Genomic DNA, 20,795 nt, shown 5'->3' with positions numbered 1-20,795 from the left:
CTTGCGACGGATGGCCGGCTGGCTAGAATGAAAAGCTGCGGGTCGCTTGGCTGGGGGTGTGGCGTGGACGCATTGGATGAAGTGCTGCTGCAGTTATGCCGGCAAGAAGGCCTGCCGGATCATGCCGTGCTGGATATGCGGGTGGTGCAACGCCAGCGCTATCCTCGCGCCAGCCTGCTGTATTGGGCCGTGGTGGACTTCAGCCTGCCGTCCACGGAGGCCAGGCTGTTCGTTTTCGATACGCTGGAGGGTTCGGTGCAGCGTTTTCTGGTGGCGCATGGCCGGGGAGAAGACCCGGCCGGCCATGCGCATTACGCCCAGCACTTTTCCGATGCGCCCGGCTCCCTGGCTTCCTGCCTGGGCGTGTGCCGGGCCGCCGACACCTGCTTCGGCCCGCACGGCCTGGCGTTGTGGCTGGACGGCATGGGGCCGGGCAATGCCAATATGCGCGCGCGCCGGCTGACCCTGCATGGCGCGCAGTACGTGGCGCCGGACTACATCCGCCAACACGGCGCGCCGGGATGCTCGGACGGCAGCCTGGCGATAGACCCGCAATACAGCGTGGGCCTGATCAATATGCTGCAGGGCGGGTCGTACATCAATTGCATCCGCTCGCGCATTTGATCGTTGCTGACGGCGCGGCCTCCGCGCGCGGCGTTGTTTTTCTCAGTCCAGCGTGACGACGATCTTGCCGCCGGCCGATTGCGCGTCCAGCACGCTATGGGCCTCCTGGATCTGCTCGAAGGCGAATACCCGCGCCGGCCTGGCGGGAATGGCGCCGCTTTCCGCCCATTCAATGATGTTTTGGAACGGGATGTCGCCCAATGGATAGTCGCGGCTGCCAAATACCAGGGCGCTGGCGAAGAAGCTGAGCTGCCGCCCGCTGGGCAGGTGGGCCATGGGATCGAAGCCGGCCAGCGGTTCGTGCCCGCCCAGAAAGCCGGCCACGCAGACACGGCCGTCGCGTTTGGCCAGGCGCAGCGAATCGAGCAGGGTCGAGGTGCCGACCAGATCCAGCACTTTATCCATGCTGCAACCGGCGATTTCCGCCAATTCCGCGCCAAGTTCGGCGGACTCCACGCGCGCGATGTCCGCGCCCAGCTGGCGCGCCGCTTGCAGCCGGGATGCCTGGCTGACGGTGGCGATGACGCGCGCGCCATGCAGCTTGGCCAGCGCCATCGCGGCTTGACCCAGGGCGGACAGCGCGCCGCGGATCAGCAAGGTGTCGCCGTTTTGTAGCGCCAGGTTGCCGTGCAAGCAGGTCCAGGCGGTGGCGTAGGATTCCGGCAGAGCCGCGAGCGCGCTCCAGTCCAGCGTGGTGCGCACCGGCACCACATTGGCGGCCGGCACGCTGACGAACTCCGCATAGCTGCCATTGCGGCTGCGGCCCATGCCGCCCATCAGGGCGATGACGGTTTGCCCGGGCGGCAAAACGCCGCCGGGGTCATGGGCCACCTCGCCGGCGCACTCTATGCCGGATACCGCCGCCACTTCTCCCCACAGGCCTTGGCGGAAATACTGCTCGGCCCGATTCAAGCCGAAGGCGCGGACGCGCACCAGCACTTCGTCGGCGCCGGCTTGCGGCGCGGGGATGTCCTGGATTCTCAGCTGCTCCGGGCCGCCATATTGTTGTCTGACGATTGCGCGCATGGGATTCGCTCCTGTTTGGTGGGTGACAGCGGCAGTTTAGCTAGCGGAGCATGTTGAAAAAATTCAAAAGATTAACAAAAGATTGTAAGATTAAATAACAATGGACTTTACACTGCATGAGTTGGTCTGCCTGGATGCCGTGCTGAGAGAAGGCAGCTTCCAGGCGGCGGCGCTGAAACTGCACCGCAGCCATCCCGCCGTCCACGCGGCGATCAAGAATCTGGAGGCGCGTCTGGGCTTGAGCTTGCTGGACCGCGCGTCTTATCGCGTCCGGCTGACGCCGCAAGGCGAGGCGTTCCATCGCCAGGCCCAGGCCTTGCTGGCGCAGGCGGCTAGCCTGGGCACGATGTGCGGCCAGCTGCGGAGTGGCGAAGAAACGGACTTGCGCGTAGTAGTGGGCGATCTCACGCCCAATGCGGAGGCGCTGGATTTGCTGCGGCGCTTTTTCCGGAACTGGCCGCATACCCGGCTGCACCTCCACTTCGAGGCGATAAGCGGTCCGTGGGAGAGGCTGCTTGCCGAGGACGCGGACTTGATCCTGCATCACGTCGATAATTCGAACACGCGTTTCGAATGGACGGATGTCTGCCGGGTGGAGCTGGTGCCGGTGGCGGCGCCGGGTTTTCTGGATGGCCCCATTTCCCGCGATGTGAGCCCGGAGCAGATGGCGCGTCATGTTCAGGTGGTGATACGGGATTCCGCGCAGGCGCCGGGGCGCGATTACTTTGTGGTGAAGGAGGCGCCGAGTTGGACGGTGGCGGATCAATACACCAAGAAAGACTTGATCGTGCGCGGCATGGGCTGGGGCCATATGCCCTTGCATCTGGTGGCGGAGGAGCTGCGCAGCGGCGCGCTGCTTTCGCTGGAGGGGCGGCATTTCCGGCGCAGCGCGCTGGACATCGTCGCCGCGCGCTTGCGCGGCCGTCCCGCCGGCCCCGTGGCGTCCGCGCTCTGGTCCTTCCTGGCGGCGGAGGGCGAAGGGCGGCCAGGCGGCGCTCAGCTCCGCTGAGCGTCATGCGGCAGGGCCGCTGGTTTTCTTGAGCGCGGCGGCTAGGCGCGGAGCGATGCGAAAACGCGGCCTATGCCCTATTTGTCCAGCATCAATCGCAGCCGCAGCCGGGGTTGGGGGCTGCGCCTCCTGGCGAACTTATCGGTACGCCGCGCCGCGCGGGTCGAACCAAAGCTGGGAATCCTTGAGAACCTTGCGCGGCGTCAGCGTATCGTCGGATGGGATTTCTATGATGCCGCGGTGCGCCAGGTCCGCTTGGCGTATCGCCTGGCCGTTATAGCGCCAGAAGATTTCGTCGAAGCTGCCATCGCGCATCATCAGGCGCAAGCCCTGTTCCAGCCGCTGCGCCAACGCGGCGTTGTCCTTGGCTACGTAGAAATAGTAGGGGTTGGCGTAATGCAGCGCTAAATGCGCTTCCACCGCCAAAGACGGCGTCTGGTCGCGATGCGCTGCGTATTCTGCATACACTTCGTTGATGCCGCGAGGAAATAGATCGATCCGACGAGCTTCTATCATGCCGAACAGCTGTGGATATTCGTTGGTGATCACATGGAATCCGGCCCCTCGCAGAATATCGACATCCGCCCAGCCGCGCCCCTGGCCAAGGCTGAACTTTTTCAGATCGGCGAGCGAGGCTGTCCGGTTGAACTCGTCTTGACGGTCTCGTCGAATCAGCGCGATGCGGTAGCCCAGCAGGCCTTTGCGTAGCGGAATGTATACCGGCAAAGTCTTTTGCTGCAGTTCGCGGCTGATTGAGCCCCACATCAGCGTGAGCCCCTGGCCTTGCGTCAGCGACAGCAATTGGCGGTTCTTGTTCATCGGCTCGAGCGATGGCCTGGCGAGCGCCGGACCATAGCGCTTATCCGTATGGGCCAGCGCGCCGTTCAACAATTCCAGAATGTCGGCATGTCTGACATCGCGTGGCGATTCCGGCGCCGGATAGACGATCTCGGTTTCCGCCATGGCCCGCAGTCCGCAGCAGGCTTGCAGAATGAGGGCGAGGAGGCGGCAGGTTTTTGCGTTCATGAACAAAGAATAGGACAGCGGATGGAAGAGAAAATAGGGGCAGGCCACGGTTAAAAGAAAACCGCGGCCTGTTTTCTATTTGCCCCTTCTTTCCCTTCCCGGTTTGCCGGGGCGCGGCATCGTGGGCTCAGTTTCCCATGTCCTCGCTGTAATTGGCCGGAATCCAGGCGTAGGCCTTGGCGTCGCGGCGGACATGGCCGATGCCGGGGAAGGAGATGTGCGCGGCGGCTACCCAATAGCCATGGGCCGCGGCGTCGGCAAAGGCATGGCGCCGCAGTTTGACCGCGCCGGAGGAGTCGACATCGAAGTCTATATTCACCTGCGGCTGAGAGAACTGCACCACTTGGGCATGCACGGTATCGCCCCAGAACTGCATGCGCTGGCCCTGGCTCTGCGCCTCATAGAAGGTGTGCCCCGGCGTGTGCCCAGGCGCGGCGATGGCGCGTATGCCGGGGAACAGCTCGGCGCCGGCGGCGAAAGCCTTCACGCGATGGGCGGCGAGATAGGGCGCCAGCGAAGCCTGGGCCTGGGCGAAACCTTTGCTTTGATCGAAGCCGGATGGCTGCGCCGGCGCCACCTTGGCGCGGTTGGCCGGGTTCAGCCAGAAGTCTTCCTCCTTTTGATTCAGATAGACGTCGGCGTTCGGGAAGACTGCCTTGCCGGCCACGGTGAGGCCGCCGGAGTGGTCCAGGTGCACATGGGTGAGCAGCACGGCGTCGATGTCTTCCAGCCGGTAACCGGCGGCGCGGATATTGGCGGGCAGCTTGCCGGCGCTGGGGCCGAACAGGTCGCCGGCGCCGCTGTCCACCAGCAGCAGCTTGGAGCCCGTGTTGATCAGGAAGGCGTTGATCGAGGTTTCCGCATGGCCCGGCGTCTGGAAGCCGTTTTCCAACTGCTGCCGGATCTGTTCCGGGGACTCGCCATGCAACAGCTTGTCCAGCGGCACTTTGACGGTGCCGTCGGACAGCGCGGTGATTTCGAACCGGCCCAGCATCATCCGGTAATAGCCCGGCGCCTGGGCATGGATTTGCGGCGCGGCGGCCAGGCTGGAGGTTGCGGAGAGCAGGGTTGCCGCGCTGATGGCGGCGGCGGCGGCGATGGCTTTCAATTGGCGGAGCTGAGGCATGTTGGTTCCTTATCAGGCGGTAGCGCAAGCGGTTTGCTCGCGTGGCCTGATCATGTTCCAATACGCAGTCATATCATTCAAATCGATTGAAAAGATGATGACTATCAGCGAAAGAGATTTTCGCGCGGTTGATCTCAACCTGCTGGTGACTTTCCTGGTGTTGATGCGCGAACGCAGCGTATCGCGCGCGGCCGAGCGGTTGTTCATCGGCCAGCCGGCGGTGAGCGGCGCGCTGGCGCGGCTGCGCAGCCTGTTCGACGACGAGCTGCTGGTGCGCGGCGCCGGCGGCATGGAGCCGACTGCGCGCGCCTTGCGGCTGGAGGCCGAGCTGTTGCCGGCATTGCAGGATGTGCAGGCAGCCTTGTTTCAGTCCGAGCGTTTCGATCCGGCCGGCGCCGAACGCGCTTTCACGCTGGCGATGCCGGACTGGGTGGAGGTTTGGCTGATGCCGCGGGTGTTCGCCGAACTGCGCCGCCAGGCGCCGCGCGTCCGCGTCGCCGTCAAGGCCACCGACCCCTTCCAGGGCGCGGCCATGCTGGAGAGGCATGAAATGGAGCTGGGCGTGGCGACGCTGCCGGACAAGCCGGCTTGGCTGCGCAGCGTTCCGCTGGCCAGGATGGGGTTCAGCTGCGTTCATCACGGAAAGAGGCTGCCGCTGGCCGGCCCGCTCACCCTGCGGGATTATGTGGCCCATCCCCATGTGCTGGTCACTTATCGCGGCGCATTCCGCAGCGGCATAGACAAATTGCTGGAAGCGCGCGGCCTGCAGCGGCAGGTGCAATACACCACCCAGCAGTTCAGCACCCTGCCCAGCTTGCTGCGCGAAGTGGCGGCGCTGTCCAGCGTGCCGGCGGCGCTGGCCGATCATTGGGCGTATTGCCAGGATCTGCATGCGCATCCCTTGCCGCTGCCGTCGCCGGAAATCGAGTTGTCGATGTTCTGGCATGCGGCCAAGGACAAGGACCCGGCATTGGAATGGCTGCGCGGCGTGGTGGCGGAGGCGGCGCGGACGCCGCTGGTTTGACGGGGGCGGGGTTCTGGCGCGCCGAGGTCTGGCTCAGGGTTCCATGGCGCGCCACAGCTTGGTCTGGCACTGCGCGCATTGGTAGATGCGGCGGTATTCCACCGGCCGCAATAGTCCGACGGAGAGAATGTCGCTGCCGCCGCAAACGTGGCAATGCGGGACGCCATGGCTATGGCTGGCTGGATGGTCTTGCCGGTATTTCTCCAGCGTGGGGAATCGCAGCCAGTACTTCTGCGCGGCCGGCTGGTAGGCCAGAAAATAGAATGACGCGGCGCCGATCGGCAAAACCGCGATGACCATCCAGACGTTCATTTTTTTCTCTGGTGTGGTTTTGCGTGTTGCGGACATTCTTCCACCGAAAGCGAGAGGCCGTCTAATAAAACCATGCTTATTTAAAAGTCGGGCGGTTGGATTACGTCAAATCAGGTTTTAAGTAAAAACGAGGCCATTTCGCCATTAAGCGGCCAACACGCTGGGGGATGGCGCGTTGGCGCTGTTTGGCAGAGGGCGATGTGGATCAAGTGCCGCGGAGCGCGGAGTCCATTGGCGCGGCCCCGCGTGGATGGGATGGCCGGGATCGTGGCGGGGGCCGTGGTTGTTTTCCCGCGCGGCGACGAAAAAGCCCCGCGGCTTGAGGCCGCGGGGCGGAGGAAAAAACTGCGCAGCATCGCGCTTGACTCAGCCGCATGCCCCCACATGGCCGCAGGCGGTGCAGAACTCGCAGCCGTCTTTTTTTATCAGCGCGTGGTTGCCGCATTCCGGGCAGGCCTTGCCGGCCAGCGGCTTGAGCTGGGCCGGCGCTTCTAGCGCGAACAGGTCGCTCTGCTCCGGCGCCATCACGCCCATTTCCTCCAGCGGCACGCCTTCCTCGGTCAGCACGCCCAGCATCGCGTAGCGGTGGATGATCAGCCGCGCCAGATACGCGACGGTGGATGGCCAGCTTTGCGATTTTTCCAGTCCGGGAATGCGGGCGAAGAAGTCGCCCTGCGGCTCGGCGTAGTTGAGCAGCTTGCGCAGCTTCAGGCCTATCCAGGCCGGGTCTATCACCCGCATGTCCAGCGACAGCATCTTGCACAGGCCGTCCAGTTCGCGCGGGTAGGCGCCGGCCAGCCATACCGAGTACGGCCGGCGCTTGCCGTTGGGCAGGATCAGCTCTTTGATGAACAGCACGAAGTCGTCGCCGGTTTGCGGATTCACCACGTCCACCGACCAGCTCATGGTGCCGTCGCTGCCGGATTTCGGCTCCTTGCGGGCGAACAGCGCGTCCATCACCGGCGTGGCTTCGCCGGCGTCCAGCCGCAGCGCGCCCAGTTGCTCGACGCGGTGGCGCACCACCTGGCCCAGCGCGGCGGCGGCCGAGGTGGCGTGGATGGCCTTGTCGCCCAGCGTGAACTGGTAGCGCTTGTCGCCGTTGGTTCGCGACAGCGCGTCCAGCTTGGCGGCCAGCCAGGCGCGGTCGCGGCAGCGCATGTCCATCGACAGCGTTTTGGCGATGGCGGACAGGCCGCGCTGCACTTCGGTGGCGTTGACCCAGCATTCAAACGGCTGGACGCGGCCGTTTTCCATGTGGCCGACCACCACGGCGAAATCGCCGGCGTCGCCTTCCACCATGAAGGTCCACGACGGGTTGCCTTCCTTCAGTTTGGGGCGGTTCGGCCATTTCAAGCTGGATAGCGCCGGGGTGGGCGCGGTGTTGAGCACTACGCGGCGGTCCGGGTCGTTGGCGGCGCCGGACAGGTCTTCCGGCGCGGCGGCGGCGGCTTGCGCCGGCTCCAGCGACAACACCGAACCCAGCACATTGTTGGGGCGGTAGGTGGTGATGCCTTTCAGCCCGTTGCGCCAGGCTTCCAGGTACAGGCTTTCGAAGTCGGCGAACGGGTAGTCGGCCGGCACGTTGACGGTCTTGGAGATGGCGGTGTCGACGAAGGGCGCGACGGCGGCCACCATCCGCATGTGGTCCAGCGCGCTCATTTCCAGCGCGGAGACGAAGTAGTCGGGCAGGCGCGCGGTGTCGCCGCCCTGCATCCGCCACACGCGGTAGGCGTGGTCTTCCACCAGGTATTCCTGCTGCGTGTCGTCGGCCATCCGCTTTTTGCGGGTGTAGAACCAGGAGAACGGCGGCTCGATGCCGTTGGAGGCGTTGTCGGCGAAGGCCAGCGAGATGGTGCCGGTGGGGGCGATCGACAGCAGGTGCGAATTGCGGATGCCGTGCTTGCGGATGCGCGCCTGAATCTTGTCCGGCAGCCGGCTGGCGCAGTGCGGCGCGGCCAGGTAGGCGTCGGCGTCGAACAGCGGGAAGGCGCCTTTTTCGATGGCGAGATCCACCGAGGAGTCGTAGGCGGCGTCGCGCATGCTCTGGGCGATGCGGGCGGCGAAGCGGCGGCCTTCCTCGCTGTCGTAGCGTATCTTCAGCATGATCAGCGCGTCGCCCAGGCCGGTGAATCCCAGGCCGACGCGGCGCTTGTTCTGCGCCTCGCGCTCCTGCTCAGGCAAGGGCCACACGGTGAGGTCCAGCACATTGTCCAGCATGCGGATGGACATCCGCACCACCTTCTCGAACGATTTGAAGTCGAAGTGGGCCTTGTCGCCGAACGGCGCGCGCACGTGGCGGGTCAGGTTCACCGATCCCAGGTCGCAGCAGCCGTAGTCGGGCAGCGGCTGTTCGCCGCAGGGATTGGTGGATTCGATCACCTCGCAGTAGGACAGGTTGTTGTCCTGGTTGATGCGGGTCATGAACAGCACGCCGGGTTCGGCGTGGTCGTAGGTGGATTCCATGATCTGCCGCCACAGCTCGCGGGCGCGCACGGTGCGGTACACCCACAGGCCGTCTTCGCGGCGGAAGCTGTCGGGGAAGGCGTCGGACGCCGGCTCCACCGCGTGGGTCAGCTGCCAGTCGGCGTCGGCTTCCACCGCCTGCATGAAGGCGTCGGAGACGCCGACCGAGATATTGAAGTTGCGCAGATCGCCCTGGTCCTTGGCGTGGATGAAGGCTTCCACGTCCGGATGGCTGACGTCCAGCACGCCCATTTGCGCGCCGCGCCGCGCGCCGGCCGATTCCACGGTCTCGCAGCTGCGGTCGAACACGCGCATGTACGACACCGGGCCGGAAGCGCGGCTGTTGGTGCCTTTCACGTGCGCGCCCCTGGGGCGGATGCGGCTGAAGTTGTAGCCGACGCCGCCGCCGCGGCGCATGGTTTCCGCCGCCTGCAGCAGCGCCTGGTAGATGCCGGCCTTGCCGTGCTCGGTTTCTGACACCGAATCGCCGACCGGCTGCACGAAGCAGTTGATCAGCGTGGCGGACAGCTCGGTGCCGGCGGCGGAATTGATGCGGCCGCCGGGGATGAAGCCGTGGTCCAGCGCTTCGAAAAACAGCGGCTCGAAACGGGCCGGGTCTTGTTCCAGTCCGGCCAGCGCGCGCGCGACGCGGCGGCGCACTTCGCTGACGCTTTGTTCGCCATTCTTGGCGTACTTTTCCAGCAACACCTCGCGCGAGATGTCCTGTTCCGCCATGGCGGCGATGTTTTCCTGCTGCATGGAGCGCTCATCCTTCTGAAACGGTGTTCAACGACGATGGCATGGCCGGCTGCGCATGAAAAACGGCGTAGCACACTATATGTTGTTACGCCGTGATGGGGTGAAACGCAAGTTGTTGTGTTCCGGCGCCGTTTGGGATTGTACTCCGGATGCGGCGCCGGGGGGCTATTTCGCGGTGATTTTCACCGCCAGCTCCACGCCGTCGCGGTTGGCCGAGGTTTTTTGCGGCGCGTCCAGCGTCACGCGTTCGGCGAGGTCGGGCGCATGGCGCAGCATCACCTTGCGGGCGTTGGCGCCACGCAGTTCCGCCAGCTTGACGAGATCGGCCTGGCTGACTTTTTCCGCCGCCAGCATCTCGTCGCGCAGCAGTTTGGCCAGTTCGGCGCCGGACGGGCCGCCGGGCTTCAGCGTGTGGCCCAGCAGCTTCAGCCGGCCGATGCGCTGGCCGTAGACGGTTTTGATCGCCGACTGAATCTGCGCGTCTTTCAGGTCCAGCGAAGCCAGCGGCTCGTCATCCATCGGCGCGTGGCCGGCGGCGGCCAGCACCGCGGCGTCGACGCGCGCGCGCGCCAGCTGCTTGCTGTCCTCGTCCGGCGCGTAGCCGCCGGAAATGGCCAGCTGCATCTTCGGCCGCTTGGCCATCAGCGCCGCCACCTTGTCCAGCTTTTCGCGCTCCGGCGGGCTGACGTGGGCTTCGCCGGCGACGAAGCGGATGTCGTCGAAGCCGTCGCCGCCCAACAGCGCGCCCAGCGCGCGGAACGGCGCGGTGACCACCTTGGTGACGATGTTGACGAGCGCCTTCCACACCACTTGTCCGTAGCTGAACTGCGGGTCGTCCAGGCTGCCGGCCACCGGCAGATCGAGGTCGATGCGGCCGTTGCTGTCTTCCAGCAGCGCCACGGCGAGGCGCAGCGGCAGGTGCGGCGACTTGTCGCCCTGCAGTTCCTCGCCCAGCTGGATGGAATCGATCACGATGCGGTTCTCGCCCTTCAGCTGGCGGTGCTCCAACAGATAGCGCAGCTCCAGCGACAGGCGGCCGTCCTTCACCTGCCAGCCGGCGAAGTTCATCGAATACGGATTCAGGTTGTTCAGCGCCAGGTTGTGGAAGTCGAGATGGATGTCGGTGCTGTCGGTCGGCGACGTCGGCGACAGCGCGCCGCGCACCTTCACCTCGCCGTACTGGTCCACCGCGCCGTCCAGCGTGATGCGGCCGCGGCCGCCGGCGCGGGTCGACAGGTTCTGGATGCTGCCGCGCAGATGGTGCATGCGGGTGGCGAAGTCTGGAGTCATGCCGTGGTCGGCGAACTCCACCGCGCCGTTCTGCACGTGGATGCTGTGCACGTCCACCTGCGGCAGCGGCGCGCTCTTGCCGGCAGGCTGCGCGGGTTTGGCCGCCGGCGCGCCGGCGAAGATCTTCTGCCAGTTGAGCCGGCGCTGCGGATCCAGGATCAGCCGCGCGCGCGGCTGGTCCAGCCGCACGTCGTTGATGCTGGCCTTCAGCGGCATGCCCTGCACTTGCAGCCTGCTGAGGCTGAGGCTGTTCCAGCCCAGCAGCGGCAGCGCTTCGCCCGGCTCCTGCAGCGCCATTTTCGCCAGTTTCAACTGGCCGGCCAGCTTCCACTGGCTGGCGGAGGCGGCGTCCAGCTGCAGGTCGGCGGACAGCGCGCCGCCGGAGAGCTTGAGCGGGGTGCCGGCCAGCGCGTACGGCGCCAGCGGGGCGATGGGCAGCGCGTCAAGCTTGACGCTGCCGCGGGCGGCCAGCTTGTCCGGGTTCAGGTCCAGCTTGGCGGCCAGCTTGCCGCCGCCCATCCGGCCGGCGATGTCCAGCGCCAGCTGCTGGCCGTCGCGGGTGGCAAGCTGGCCGGACAGCTGGTCCATGCTCAGCGCCAGCGGCTTGGCCAGGGTCAGGTCGCGCCAGTTCATCCGGCTGTCTTCCAGCCGGATGGCCGGATAGCTGAATTTCCAGGCCGGCGTCTTGGCGTCGCCGTCGGCCTTTGCCTTGGCCGCTTTTGGCGGCCGCTGCGCCAACAGCTGCTGCAGTTGCAGCTGGCCGTTGCGCTCGCGCTGCAGCGCCACTTGCAGGCCGCGCAGGGTCAGGTCGCCGGGTTTCAGCTGCTGTTGCTTGAGGTCGATCTGCGACGGCGCGAGCTCGGCGCCGTCCAGCGTCAGCCAGTCAGGCGCGCCAGCCGAGCCCAGCTTGACGCCGGCCAGGCTGAGGCCCAGATCGCCCAACTGCAGGCCGTGTTCCGGGCTGAGCGAAATCCTGGCTTGCATGCGCGGCATGTCGGCTTGCAGCGCCATCGGCTTGACGAAGACGTCATCGCGCCACTGCGCATGCCATTGGTTCAGACGCAGGCTATCCACCTTGACCAGCCAGGGCGACGGTTTGGCGGCTTGGACCGGTTTGGCGGCGGCGGGCGCGGCGGGGAGCGCGCGCAGCCAGTCCACCATGCCGTCGGCGCCGCGGCCGGCGCTGACGCGGCCATGGTTCAACTCCACCTTGGCGATGGTCAGCAGCGAGCGCGACAGGTCCAGCGCGCCGCCTTCCACTGTCAATTCCGGCAGCGACAGCTCGCTGGCGCCGCCCGGCGCCGCCAGCTTCAGGTCTTTCAGGCTGGCGCGGATCGGCGACACGGTGAGGTCGGGCCGGCTGCTGTTCATTTCAAACTGGTAGCGGGCGTTGACCGACAGCGCGCCCTGCGGCTTGGCCGTCGCGAAATAGGGATGGACGTAGTCCCAGACCGTCGCCAGCGGCAGGTCCTGCATGCTGGCCTCGCCGCTGGATTGCAGCGGCTGCAGCCGCATGCTGCCTTTCCAGTCGAAGCGGCCGCCGCCTTGCAGTTCGGCGTGCAGCGCGTAGCGGCCGTTTTCGGCCAGCGTGGACAGGTCGGCCAGGTTGAGGTTGATCGGCATCAGCCGGAAGCGCTCGTGCTGGCCGTCGTTATGGTCGCTCAGGCGGATCTGGCCGCTGCGCAGATTCAGCGCGGCGATCTTCAGCCGCGGCAACTTTTCCGGCGCGGTGCCGTCTTCCAGTTTGGGCGGGCCGGATAGGTCGGCCGCCAGCTTTTCCCAGTTCCACATGCCGTCGGCGCCGCGCTCCAGCCACAGCTGCGGGCTGTCCAGCGTGAATTCGCTGGCTTGCCAGCGCCCCAGCAGCAGCGCGTAGAGGTCGGCGTTCAGGTATAGGCGGCGGGCGAGGAACAGCGGGCGGCCGTCGCCTTCGCGCAGCGCCACGCCGTCGAGCGCCAGCTCCATGCTCCAGGGCGTGATGCGCACCTGCTGGATGCTGAGCTGGCGGCCATGCTTGCCGGCCCAGTCGGCGGCGGCCTTTTGCAGCAGGCGCGGCCCGGCCAGGCCGAGAAAGGCCCAAAACGCCAATAGCAGCGCGAGGGCGACAGCCAGCCAACGCAGCCAGCGGCGGGGTTTGCGGGGAGAGGGGGAAGGGGCGGCCGCGTCGGCCTGAACATGGGTATTCATATCGATTAATTCTAATACACTTTGGCCCTGCCGTCCTGTTGCGTTGTTTGTCCTATTGTTGACCAAAGTTGACGGCGGAATGGGGGCGAACCGTTGCCGACGGCGCCGACTGCTGGCTAGGATGGACAGGTGTTCAAGATATTGAACGCAAAATTTGCCAAATTTTTATCAGGAAAGGTTGATTATCTTGCAACAAAGCTACCGGCCACGCCGGTCATTCATCTTATTTTCAACAGACGCGGCCACGCCGCTGCTGGCGGACCGCTGCCTGTTCCTGCTGCAGGCCGGGCGGCGCCACACCCTGGCCAATCCGGCCAGGCTGCTGGGCAGCTCCGGTACCCATACATAAGACAGAGGTTTCAATGGATAGTGCCAATGCAATCAATCAATGGCTGGACGAACACCATATCACCGAGGTGGAGTGTCTGATCCCGGACATGACCGGCCTCGCCCGCGGCAAGATCGTGCCGCGCCACAAATACAACCCCGCCGAGGGGTTGCGCCTGCCGGAAGCGGTGCTGTCGATGACGGTGACCGGCGATTACCCCGACCGCGACTTCACCTCGGTGGCCGACCCCGACATGAAGCTGATCCCCGACGCCAGCACGCTGCGCCCGGTGCCGTGGAACAAGGAGCCCACCGCGCAGATCATCCACGACTGTTACTCCTTCGCCGGCGACGCGGTGGACCTGGCGCCGCGCAATGTGCTCAAGCGCATCCTCAAACTATACGAAGACAAGGGCTGGAAGGCGGTGATCGCGCCGGAGATGGAGTTCTACCTGGTGGAAATCCAGCCGGACGAGGACCTGCCGCTCAGGCCGCCGGTGGGCCGCACCCGCCGCACCGAAGCGGGCATGCAAAGCTTCAGCATCGATGCGGTCAATGAATACGACGACATCTTCGACGTGATGTACGACTGGTGCGAGGCGCAAGGCCTGGCGCTGGACACGCTGATCCACGAGATGGGCACCGCGCAGATGGAGATCAACCTGGACCACGGCGACCCCTTGCAACTGGCCGACCAGGTGTTTCTGTTCAAGCGCACCGTGCGCGAGGTGGCCATCCGCAACAATATGTACGCCACCTTCATGGCCAAGCCGATGCAGGGCCAGCCCGGCAGCGCCATGCACATGCACCAGAGCGTGGTGGACATCGCCAGCGGCCGCAACATCTTCAGCCTGCAGGACGGCGGCCCGTCGCCGGATTTCCTGCATTTCATCGGCGGTCTGCAGCGCTATCTGCCGGCGGCGATGCCGTTTTTCGCCCCCTATGTGAACTCCTACCGCCGCCTCAGCCGCTACACCTCGGCGCCGATCAACCTGTCCTGGGGCTATGACAACCGTACCTGCGGCCTGCGGGTGCCGCATTCCGGGCCGGAGGCGCGGCGGGTGGAGAACCGGCTGGCCGGGGTGGACGTCAATCCGTATCTCGCGATGGCGGCCAGCCTGGCCTGCGGCTACCTGGGCATGCGGGAAGGCATCCAGCCGTCCGAGCCATTGACCGGCAGCGCCTACGAGCAGCCGCACCAGCTGCCGCGCCATCTGGATGACGCCATCGACATGCTGTTGCGCTGCAAGCCGCTGGCCGAGTTGTTCGGCGAGCATTTCGTCGAAACCTACGCCGCGATCAAGGAGGTGGAGTACCGCGAGTATTTCGACGTGATCAGCCCCTGGGAGCGGCGGTTTCTGCTGTTGCACGTCTAATCGTACCTGCTGTGTGTCCACGCCTTCCCGCCTTAATCGGCTGGAAGGCATTTTTGTGTCAGGCGGCGGAAGGGGGAGGGCGGCAGGAGCAAGTGCGCGTCGCGCCTCCGCCCTGGGCAGTGCGATTTGGCAGGCGACATCATGGAACGGATTGGGAAACGCTATAAAAATAAGGCTCAAATATGAGCCTAATGTGCAAAAGAAATAGATCAGTTGGTTTCAATGGATTTTAAAATTATTTATGCATTTTGCTGTGGATGTGGGGAGTCTAAATTTTCAACTGCAAAATTATGTTGACAATTGAAAAGTAACCTGTGCACAATCAAAAAGCAGGATCTTCAAGCGTCATATCTATCGACACCTCGTTGCCCACCCAGTTGGTCTACATAGTTTCCTTATCTATTCCTTGATTATCATGCTTTTGGCGATTTTATTGCCCTTTACAAACACAAGGAGTGCATTATGGAAACGGGTACCGTTAAGTTTTTCAACGACGCAAAAGGTTTTGGTTTTATCACGCCGGACAATGGTGGTGATGATCTGTTCGCTCATTTTTCTGAAATTCGTGCTGATGGTTTCAAATCCCTGCATGAAGGCCAAAAGGTGAGCTACACCCGAGGTATGGGCCAAAAGGGTCCGGCAGCAACTGGCATTCAGCCTCTTTAATTTATCGCTGCTATCAAAAAAGCCCTGTAGGGGCTTTTTTTTTGTCTAGGCCTTCCATTTCGGCATTGCTGGATGTCTACCGAGATAGCGATTAAATAGCCAGCTCTTCCTGCGTCTTGCCTTGATCCAGCAGTGCTTGCCCCCACAGCGGCTTACGACCGCGTCCACACCAAGTTAGGGAAGCATCAGCAGGATGGCGGTACTTTTCCTCTACCGGCTTCTTAGGCCTGCTAGCAAAACCTATCGATAAATCGCATGCAGATCAATGAGAAAGCCAGCTTGAGCAAAGGACCGTTGGGCTAAGCTTGCGAAGCCCAACCTTCTTGGTCCGGAGTTCTACGGCCGTACGGTGCAATCGTAGGGTGCGATACCCGGCCTCGACCTTTCCGCCACGCTGCGTCATTCGCCGGGCGTCGCGCCGCTTCTGCCCAACACGCCAATCGGTGCGATGCCTGGCGGTTGGGTTGGCCTCATGCATCCGGTGAAGGCCGGGTTCGCATTCTACGATGCTTGGCATGCGTTTGACATGTCGGTCAAGGTTGCTATGGCCTTCGGCTACCGCTGGGGGGCCCGCAATCGGGCGGCCCTTCGCATCCGGCAAGGACAGTTTGCCTCATCACTTAAGTGGCCATCCAGCGCAGACCTACGCCGGCTGCTGCTGCGTCGTGCAGTGGATGCCGCCGCCGCCTGCCGCTACCGCGTCGATGTCCAGCTGCACCACTTCGCGGCCGGGGAATAGTTCGCGCAGGATGGCGCGGCAATTGGCGTCGGCGCGGGAGTCGCCGAATTGCGGGGCGATCACCGCGCCGTTGCAGACATAGAAGTTGACGTAGCCGGCTGCGAATTCGCGGTTTTCGAAGCGCGGACGCACGCTGGACGGGCCTTCCAGCTCCACCACTTCCAGCGGGCGGCTCCGGGCGTCGCGGGCGGCGCGCAGGATGGCCAGATGGCGCCGCGTCACCGCGTAGTCGTAGGACGACGGGTCGCTGTCCAGGCCGGCCACCACCACGCCGGGCGCCGCGAAGCGGGCGTAGAAGTCGGTGTGGCCGTCGGTGATGTCGCGGCCGGCGACGCCGGGCAGCCAGATCACCTTGTCCACGCCCAGCAGCCGCTTCAGTTCGGCTTCGCAGGCAGCCTTGCCCAGGCCAGGGTTGCGGTTGGGGTTGAGCACGCAGCTTTCGGTGATGATGGCGGTGCCCTGGCCGTCCACTTCGATGCCGCCGCCTTCCAGCACCAGGCGGCTGGAGAGCAGCGGCCGGCCCGATTGCGCGCAGACCGCGGCCGCCACCCTGGCGTCGCGCCCATGCGCCTGCTTGCCGCCCCAGCCGTTGAAATGGAAGCCGACGCCGGCGGCGCGGCCCTGGGCGTCCTTGACGAACACCGGCCCGGTGTCGCGCATCCACAGGTCGTCCAGCGGCTGTTCGATCAGGCGCACGCCGTCGCCGCACAATTGACGCGCCAATTCCAGGCTGTCTTTCGGCGCCAGCATCGCCACCGGTTCGAACGCCGAGATGGCGCGGGCGATGCCGGCCAGGTTTTGCCGGACCGGGCCCAGCAGACGCTCGCCCCAGATGTCCGCGCGCGCGCCGAAGGCCATCCAGGTGGCTGCGTGCGGTTCGCCCTCATCCGGCATGCGCCAGCCGGACTGTGCGGGGCGCGGCGGGGCGGCGAGGGCGGTCTCGGCGGCGAGGGCGCCGCCCAGCAGCAGGGCGCTGCCGGACAGCAGGGAGGCGTGTCGCAAAAAACGGCGTCGATTCATGGCGTACTCCGGAAGGCGGCGGGCGCCGCTGGTTTATCAAATAGTCGTCGCCATTGTCCGTGTTGGCCGCTATTTTGAAAATTGATGATAATTGCGGCTATTAATCAACTTTTTTCATGATTCGGCGATGCGCATTCCTTCCCTGAAACTGCTGCTGGGCTTCGAGGCCGCCGCCCGGCACGGCAATTTTTCCCGCGCGGCGGACGAGCTGTGCCTGTCGCAATCGGCGATCAGCCACCAGGTGCAGCAACTGGAGGCGCAATTGGGCCAGCCCTTGTTCCGCCGGGTGGGGCGCGGCGTGGAGCTGACGGTGGCCGGCGAAGTGCTGCAGCAAAGCGTGCGGCGGGCGCTGGACAATCTGCAGGGCGGCCTGGGGCGGATCGCCGGCTATATGGATCCGGGCCTGGTGGTGCTGGTGTGTCCGGCGGGGCTGGCGCACGGCTGGCTGCAGCCCCGGCTGGCGGATTTGCAGCGGCGGCTGCCGCAATTGAGCCTGTTGCTGTCCACCGACGAGAGCGCGCGCTTCATCGATGAAATCGACGTCGACATCGTGATCGCCGACCGGCCCTTGCAGCAGGCCGGCGTCGCGGAGCGGCCCTGGCTGCGCGACGAGTGGGTGGTGGCGGCCCCGCCGGAGCTGGCGCGGCGGCTGGAGGCGGCGCCCATCGAGCGGCATCCCGAGCTGGCCGGCTTGCTCTGCCTGGAGGACGGCTTCACCGACGCGCGCGCCGGCGGCTTGTTTCGCGGCCACCTGGCCGGCTTTCGCCGCGCCGGCGTTTACGACGATGCCCGGCTGCTGCTGGACGCGGCGCTGCGCGGACAGGGGGCGGCCTGTCTGCCGGCGCTGCTGGCGGATGAAGCGCTGGCGGATGGGCGGTTGCGCCGCCTGGCGGGCTATCCTGCCGCCGCCGGCGCGCAGTACTGGCTGGCACGCGCCGACGGCGAGCCGCGCGCCGCCATCGTGGCGGCGGTGGCGGATTGGCTGCTGGCCGAGGCTGGGCTGGCGGCTTCAGTCTAGCGCGGCCAGCGCTTCGGCCAGCATCGCCACGCCGTTGTGCTGCTGCAGCGGGTCGTAGAAGCTGAAGTTGAGCCGCATCGCGTTCAAGCGCGGCTGATTGTCCTGGAAGAACAGCGGCGCCGGCGCGAAATGGATGCCTTGCTGCATCGCCTGGGCCAGCCGGCGGCGGCAGTCCGTGCCTTCCGGCAGCTCCAGCCACAGGAAATAGCCGCCTTGCGGCGCGATCTGGCGGCTGCCGGCCGGCATGTGGCTGTCCAGCTGCTGGCGCATCGCCAGCCAGTTGGCCTGCAGCCGGCTGCGCAGCAGGCTGAGCATGTCCTCGTGGTGGCCGCCGGCCAGCAGCCGCGACAGCGCCATCTGGCTGGGCAGCGGCGTGGACAGCGAGCTGCACAGCTTGAGGCCCAGGATGCTGTCGCGGTAGCGCCCGGCGGCGATCCAGCCGACGCGGTAGCCCGGCGCCAGCGATTTGCTGAATGACGAGCAGTACAGCACGCTGCCTTTCTGGTCGTAGGCCTTCAAAGGCAGCGGCGCGCTTTCGCCGAAGTACAGCTCGCGGTAGGTGTCGTCTTCGATGATCGGCAGGCGGTGCCGGTCCGCCAGCGCCAGCAGCGCCGCCTTGTCATGGTCGCTCATCGTCAGGCCGGTGGGGTGCTGGAAGTTGGCCATCGCCAGGATGCCGGCCGGCTGGTGCTGGACGATCAGTTGCTCCAGCCGTTCCAGGTCCAGCGCCTGGCCGGGCGGCGTGGCCAGCGTGTGCGCCGCGATGCCCAGTTGCTCCAGTTGGTCGAACAGCGCCGGGAAGGCCGGGGTCAGCACCAGCATCGCCGCGCTGCCGGACAATTTGGTCACCGCCCGTATCGCCAGGTTCAGCGCTTCCATGCCGCCGCAGGTCACCAGCAGCTCGTCGCCGTCCAGCTCCACGCCCTGCGCCAGATAACGCAGGGTCAGCTCGCGCCGCAGGCCTTCGTAGCCGGTGCTGCCGTTGCCGGACAGCGCGTAGCGGTAGTCGCGCAGCGCGCGGGTGAGGGCGCGGTTGAGCGGGGTGGTGTTGATCAGCGCCGGGTTCATGTACGGACAGCCCCAGGGCATGGGCAGCGCGCTGGTCAGGTGTTCGATGCGGATGCCGCTGCCGTCGCTTTGCAGCGGCAGGTTGCTGGGCAGGACGGCGCTGCGCGCCAGCACCCGGAAGCCGGAGCGCGGCAGCGATTCGATCAGCCCCAGTTTCTCCAGTTCGGCGTAGGCGCGCTGCGCGGTGGTGATGCTGATCTTGTGGTCCTGGCATACCTTGCGCAGCGAGGGCATGCGGTCGCCGGCGCGCAGGTGGCCCTGTTCTATCGCGTGGCGGAAACGTTGGCTCAATTGCCCGGTCTTGTTCATGTGCTGATTCCGATCCGCCTCATTCTCCGATGAAGCTGGACTTTTCCTTGATGGTGACGTCATCGCCCAACGAGCGTATCACGAAGTGGATGGGGTGGGCGCCGCGGCCGGCGTGCTCCGGATCGGCCTGCACCCGCACTGCCACGGTTTCGGTTTGCGCCGGCTTCACCGCGATGATCTGGTCCGGCTGGTCCAGCCGGATGCCGGGCAGGCCTTCCACCGCCAGGCTGTAGCGCTGGGTTTGTTCCGTGGTGTTGATCAGGCGCAGGTTGTAGCGGTTCTGCAGCAGGCCGTCGTCGGTTTGTTCCACCAGGCTGGCGCGGTCGCGCAGCACGTCCACCTTGAACGGCTTCTTCAGCGCCAGCGCGGTGGTGGACAAGGTGATGATGCCGGCCAGCAGGCAGGAGTAGACGACGATGCGCGGCCGGTGCAGCGACTTGGCCGGCGCGGGCTGGCCCTGCTGCGCCTGGGCGCTGGTGTAGCTGATCAGCCCGCGCGGCGCCTGGATCTTGTCCATCACCTGGTCGCATGCGTCGATACAGGCGGCGCAGCCTATGCATTCGTATTGCAGGCCGTTGCGGATGTCGATGCCGGTGGGGCAGACCTGCACGCAGATGCCGCAGTCTATGCAGCCCTTGGTCTTGGCCTCGCTGCGCGCCTGCTGCTTGCCGCGCGGCTCGCCGCGGCGGGCGTCGTAGGAAATGACCAGCGTGTGGTCATCGAACATCGCGCCCTGGAAGCGGGCGTACGGGCACATGTGCAGGCAGACCTTTTCGCGCAGCACCCCGGCCAGCAGCCAGGTGAAACCGGCGTAGAACAAGGTCCAGAACAGGTCCCACGGCCCCATGTTCAGCGTCGCCAGCTCGCGCATCGGGGTGAAGTAGCCGACGAAGGTCAGGCCGGTCCACAGCGAAAACGCGCCCATCAGCAGCTGGGTCAGCCCCTTCTTGGCGAACTTGCCGGCGCTCATCGGCGCCGCGTCCAGCTTGCGGCGGGCGTTGTGGTCGCCCTGCACCAGTCTTTCTATCCAGATCATGATCTGCGTGTACACGGTTTGCGGGCAGCTGTAGCCGCACCACAGCCGGCCGGCCAGCGTGGTCCACAGGAACAGGCCCAGCGCGCACACCACCAGCAGCGCGGCCAGGTAGATGAAGTCTTGCGGCCACAGGCTGATGCCGAAGATCAGGAAGTGGTGCTCGGCCAGGTTGAAATGCACCGCCTGGCGGCCGTTCCATTGCAGCCAGGGCAGGCCGAAGAATACCAGCTGGGTCAACGCCACCATCGAGACGCGCAGCGTGTTGAAGCGCCCGCTGGTCAGGCGGGGATAGATCTTGATCGGTTTGGTTTCGAGCTTGGACATGGCTGCCATCGCATGATGAAGGATGGGTCATTTGTACTGCCGGGCATCGGTACAAACAATGCACAG

General features: G+C 65.4%; 16 protein-coding genes. 6 read left to right on the top strand and 10 right to left on the bottom strand.

Going from position 1 to position 20,795, the window contains the following annotated elements; all coding sequences use genetic code 11:
• Positions 1 to 63: 63 nt before the first annotated feature.
• Positions 64 to 624: a murein L,D-transpeptidase catalytic domain-containing protein gene (locus U6115_RS17725; protein ID WP_052258063.1), complete on the top strand. Its 561-nt coding sequence runs from the start codon at positions 64 to 66 to the stop codon at positions 622 to 624.
• 42 nt (positions 625 to 666) lie between these two features.
• On the opposite strand, the gene U6115_RS17720 is transcribed toward U6115_RS17725, so the two are convergent.
• Positions 667 to 1,650, bottom strand: a complete 984-nt coding sequence (locus U6115_RS17720; RefSeq protein ID WP_043575417.1) for a zinc-binding dehydrogenase — start codon at positions 1,648 to 1,650, stop codon at positions 667 to 669.
• A 100-nt stretch (positions 1,651 to 1,750) separates the two neighbouring features.
• Between U6115_RS17720 and U6115_RS17715 the strand changes: the two genes are divergently transcribed.
• Positions 1,751 to 2,659 carry a LysR family transcriptional regulator gene (locus U6115_RS17715; RefSeq protein WP_043575416.1) on the top strand — a complete coding sequence of 303 codons (909 nt, stop codon included), beginning with the start codon at positions 1,751 to 1,753 and terminating at the stop codon, positions 2,657 to 2,659.
• A gap of 138 nt (positions 2,660 to 2,797) precedes the next feature.
• On the opposite strand, the gene U6115_RS17710 is transcribed toward U6115_RS17715, so the two are convergent.
• Together U6115_RS17710 and U6115_RS17705 are read right to left on the bottom strand one after the other, a co-directional pair.
• The gene (locus tag U6115_RS17710) at positions 2,798 to 3,685 is read right to left on the bottom strand and encodes a substrate-binding periplasmic protein (RefSeq protein ID WP_043575761.1); all 888 of its coding nucleotides are present in this window, start codon (positions 3,683 to 3,685) and stop codon (positions 2,798 to 2,800) included.
• A gap of 127 nt (positions 3,686 to 3,812) precedes the next feature.
• A complete protein-coding gene (locus U6115_RS17705; protein ID WP_047258329.1) occupies positions 3,813 to 4,811 on the bottom strand; it encodes an MBL fold metallo-hydrolase in 999 nt (332 codons plus the stop codon).
• A 94-nt stretch (positions 4,812 to 4,905) separates the two neighbouring features.
• Here U6115_RS17705 and U6115_RS17700 point away from each other — a divergent pair, with 94 nt between their 5' ends.
• The gene (locus U6115_RS17700) at positions 4,906 to 5,835 is read left to right on the top strand and encodes a LysR family transcriptional regulator (protein WP_230623363.1); all 930 of its coding nucleotides are present in this window, start codon (positions 4,906 to 4,908) and stop codon (positions 5,833 to 5,835) included.
• A 33-nt stretch (positions 5,836 to 5,868) separates the two neighbouring features.
• Here the strand turns inward: U6115_RS17700 and U6115_RS17695 are convergent, their stop codons facing one another.
• The 3 genes from U6115_RS17695 to U6115_RS17685 all read right to left on the bottom strand — a co-directional run bounded on the left by U6115_RS17695 (position 5,869) and on the right by U6115_RS17685 (position 12,846).
• Entirely contained in the window at positions 5,869 to 6,147 is a 279-nt protein-coding gene (locus tag U6115_RS17695) for a hypothetical protein (RefSeq protein ID WP_043575415.1), read from the bottom strand.
• Positions 6,148 to 6,513: 366 nt separating this feature from the next.
• Complete coding sequence (locus U6115_RS17690; protein ID WP_043575413.1) at positions 6,514 to 9,369, bottom strand: adenosylcobalamin-dependent ribonucleoside-diphosphate reductase; 2,856 nt, start codon at positions 9,367 to 9,369, stop codon at positions 6,514 to 6,516.
• A 165-nt stretch (positions 9,370 to 9,534) separates the two neighbouring features.
• On the bottom strand, positions 9,535 to 12,846 hold the full coding sequence (locus tag U6115_RS17685) for a DUF748 domain-containing protein (RefSeq protein ID WP_047258328.1): 3,312 nt from the start codon (positions 12,844 to 12,846) through the stop codon (positions 9,535 to 9,537).
• 362 nt (positions 12,847 to 13,208) lie between these two features.
• On the opposite strand from U6115_RS17685, the gene U6115_RS17680 reads away from it, so the two are divergent.
• Positions 13,209 to 14,549: a glutamine synthetase family protein gene (locus tag U6115_RS17680; protein ID WP_043575411.1), complete on the top strand. Its 1,341-nt coding sequence runs from the start codon at positions 13,209 to 13,211 to the stop codon at positions 14,547 to 14,549.
• A gap of 462 nt (positions 14,550 to 15,011) precedes the next feature.
• Entirely contained in the window at positions 15,012 to 15,215 is a 204-nt protein-coding gene (locus tag U6115_RS17675) for a cold-shock protein (protein ID WP_076097984.1), read from the top strand.
• A gap of 91 nt (positions 15,216 to 15,306) precedes the next feature.
• Here the strand turns inward: U6115_RS17675 and U6115_RS17670 are convergent, their stop codons facing one another.
• Both U6115_RS17670 and U6115_RS17665 read right to left on the bottom strand, forming a co-directional pair.
• On the bottom strand, positions 15,307 to 15,459 hold the full coding sequence (locus U6115_RS17670) for an H-NS histone family protein (protein WP_080770242.1): 153 nt from the start codon (positions 15,457 to 15,459) through the stop codon (positions 15,307 to 15,309).
• Between the two features lie 399 nt (positions 15,460 to 15,858).
• Positions 15,859 to 16,974: an agmatine deiminase family protein gene (locus U6115_RS17665; protein ID WP_043575399.1), complete on the bottom strand. Its 1,116-nt coding sequence runs from the start codon at positions 16,972 to 16,974 to the stop codon at positions 15,859 to 15,861.
• Positions 16,975 to 17,101: 127 nt separating this feature from the next.
• Between U6115_RS17665 and U6115_RS17660 the strand changes: the two genes are divergently transcribed.
• Complete coding sequence (locus U6115_RS17660) at positions 17,102 to 17,992, top strand: LysR family transcriptional regulator (protein ID WP_043575397.1); 891 nt, start codon at positions 17,102 to 17,104, stop codon at positions 17,990 to 17,992.
• Here U6115_RS17660 and U6115_RS17655 read toward each other — a convergent pair.
• Both U6115_RS17655 and ccoG read right to left on the bottom strand, forming a co-directional pair.
• Positions 17,984 to 19,369, bottom strand: coding sequence for an aminotransferase-like domain-containing protein (locus U6115_RS17655; protein ID WP_043575394.1), 1,386 nt, complete (start codon positions 19,367 to 19,369; stop codon positions 17,984 to 17,986). The genes U6115_RS17660 and U6115_RS17655 overlap by 9 nt on opposite strands.
• A 19-nt stretch (positions 19,370 to 19,388) precedes the next feature.
• The gene (gene ccoG, locus U6115_RS17650) at positions 19,389 to 20,729 is read right to left on the bottom strand and encodes a cytochrome c oxidase accessory protein CcoG (RefSeq protein ID WP_043575392.1); all 1,341 of its coding nucleotides are present in this window, start codon (positions 20,727 to 20,729) and stop codon (positions 19,389 to 19,391) included.
• Positions 20,730 to 20,795 lie beyond the last annotated feature (66 nt).

The sequence above is a fragment of the Chromobacterium subtsugae genome, from assembly GCF_035919665.1.
GTDB lineage: Bacteria > Pseudomonadota > Gammaproteobacteria > Burkholderiales > Chromobacteriaceae > Chromobacterium > Chromobacterium subtsugae.
The sequence above is the reverse complement of the archived record's forward strand: the minus strand, read 5'-3'. Positions and strand labels throughout refer to the sequence as shown.

What these genes read in the sequence shown, in the direction of transcription:
- ccoG (WP_043575392.1), bottom strand. Translation starts at nt 20,729, where the DNA reads ATGTCCAAGCTCGAAACCAAACCGATCAAGATCTATCCCCGCCTGACC.
- U6115_RS17705 (WP_047258329.1), bottom strand. Translation starts at nt 4,811, where the DNA reads ATGCCTCAGCTCCGCCAATTGAAAGCCATCGCCGCCGCCGCCGCCATC.
- U6115_RS17715 (WP_043575416.1), top strand. Translation starts at nt 1,751, where the DNA reads ATGGACTTTACACTGCATGAGTTGGTCTGCCTGGATGCCGTGCTGAGA.
- U6115_RS17695 (WP_043575415.1), bottom strand. Translation starts at nt 6,147, where the DNA reads ATGAACGTCTGGATGGTCATCGCGGTTTTGCCGATCGGCGCCGCGTCA.
- U6115_RS17690 (WP_043575413.1), bottom strand. Translation starts at nt 9,369, where the DNA reads ATGCAGCAGGAAAACATCGCCGCCATGGCGGAACAGGACATCTCGCGC.
- U6115_RS17680 (WP_043575411.1), top strand. Translation starts at nt 13,209, where the DNA reads ATGGATAGTGCCAATGCAATCAATCAATGGCTGGACGAACACCATATC.
- U6115_RS17710 (WP_043575761.1), bottom strand. Translation starts at nt 3,685, where the DNA reads ATGAACGCAAAAACCTGCCGCCTCCTCGCCCTCATTCTGCAAGCCTGC.
- U6115_RS17685 (WP_047258328.1), bottom strand. Translation starts at nt 12,846, where the DNA reads ATGAATACCCATGTTCAGGCCGACGCGGCCGCCCCTTCCCCCTCTCCC.
- U6115_RS17665 (WP_043575399.1), bottom strand. Translation starts at nt 16,974, where the DNA reads ATGAATCGACGCCGTTTTTTGCGACACGCCTCCCTGCTGTCCGGCAGC.
- U6115_RS17655 (WP_043575394.1), bottom strand. Translation starts at nt 19,369, where the DNA reads ATGAACAAGACCGGGCAATTGAGCCAACGTTTCCGCCACGCGATAGAA.
- U6115_RS17700 (WP_230623363.1), top strand. Translation starts at nt 4,906, where the DNA reads ATGATGACTATCAGCGAAAGAGATTTTCGCGCGGTTGATCTCAACCTG.
- U6115_RS17675 (WP_076097984.1), top strand. Translation starts at nt 15,012, where the DNA reads ATGGAAACGGGTACCGTTAAGTTTTTCAACGACGCAAAAGGTTTTGGT.
- U6115_RS17720 (WP_043575417.1), bottom strand. Translation starts at nt 1,650, where the DNA reads ATGCGCGCAATCGTCAGACAACAATATGGCGGCCCGGAGCAGCTGAGA.
- U6115_RS17660 (WP_043575397.1), top strand. Translation starts at nt 17,102, where the DNA reads ATGCGCATTCCTTCCCTGAAACTGCTGCTGGGCTTCGAGGCCGCCGCC.